The sequence below is a fragment of the Xanthomonas sp. SHU 199 genome (genome assembly GCF_000364665.1).
Classification (GTDB): domain Bacteria; phylum Pseudomonadota; class Gammaproteobacteria; order Xanthomonadales; family Xanthomonadaceae; genus Xanthomonas_A; species Xanthomonas_A sontii.
Window position 1 is genome coordinate 1 of sequence record NZ_AQOI01000657.1, and the last position, 1,070, is coordinate 1,070.

1 protein-coding gene and 1 pseudogene are annotated in these 1,070 nt (G+C 73.2%); both read left to right on the plus strand.

The window, feature by feature from the left end:
- A pseudogene (locus D183_RS25245) lies at positions 1–269 on the plus strand (efflux RND transporter periplasmic adaptor subunit); the annotation flags it as partial.
- 10 nt (positions 270–279) lie between these two features.
- The coding region (locus D183_RS25250; RefSeq protein ID WP_039728657.1) for an efflux RND transporter permease subunit at positions 280–1,070 on the plus strand (791 nt) is incomplete at its 3' end.

Consider the following 1,070-nt stretch of genomic DNA (forward strand, 5'->3'; position numbering starts at 1 on the left):
GCTCGCCGGTCTCGGCGGTGCTGGTCACCGACGGCCAGGACAGCGCGCTCAGCGTCCCCGCCGATGCGGTGCAGACCGTCGAGGGCCGCAACGCGGTGTTCGTGGCGGTCGCGGGCGGCTTCAAGGCGCAGCCGGTGCTGGTCGGGCGGCGCGCCGGCGACCGCATCGAGATCCTCGGCGGACTGCGCGGCGACGAACGCATCGTCGGCGCCAACGCCTTCCTGCTCAAGGCCGAACTGGCCAAGGGCGACGCCGACCACGGCCACTGAGGAGGCGACCATGTTCAAGCTGATCATCGACACCGCCGTGCGCCACCGCTGGCTGGTGGTGGCGCTGGCCGCGCTGCTCGCCGCCGTGGGCCTGTTCCAGTTGGGCAGGCTGCCGATCGACGCGGTACCGGACATCACCAACCGCCAGGTGCAGCTCAACACGGTGGCGCCGGCCCTGACCCCGGAGCAGATCGAGCGGCAGGTGACCTACCCGCTGGAAACCGCGCTGGCCGGCATCCCCGGCCTGACCGCCACCCGCTCGCTGTCGCGCAACGGCTTTTCGCAGGTCACCGCGATCTTCACCGATGCGACCGACCTCTACTTCGCCCGCCAGCAGGTGGCCGAACGCATGCGCGAGGCGGCCGAGGCGTTGCCCGACGGCGTGACGCCGCGGCTGTCGCCGGTGACCACCGGCCTGGGCGAGGTACTGATGTGGACGGTGGACTTCACCGCGTTCGATCCGTCCCGGCTGGCCCGGCCGGGCGCGGCGGGCTGGCAGGCCGGCGCGGTCTATCGCACGCCGGACGGCGAACTGCTGCGCACGCCGCAGGAGCGCGCCACCTATCTGCGCACCGTGCAGGACTGGATCATCGCGCCGCAGATGCGCGCCAGCCCGGGACTGGCCGGCGTGGATACGGTCGGCGGCTACGTCAAGGAATACGGGGTGCATCCGGACACGGCGCGGCTGGCCGCGCACGGCCTGGGCCTGGCCGACCTGGTCACCGCCCTGCAGCGCGCCAACGTGCAGGCCGGCGCCGGCTTCGTGCAGCGCGCCGGCGAAGGCCTGGTGGTGCGCGCCGA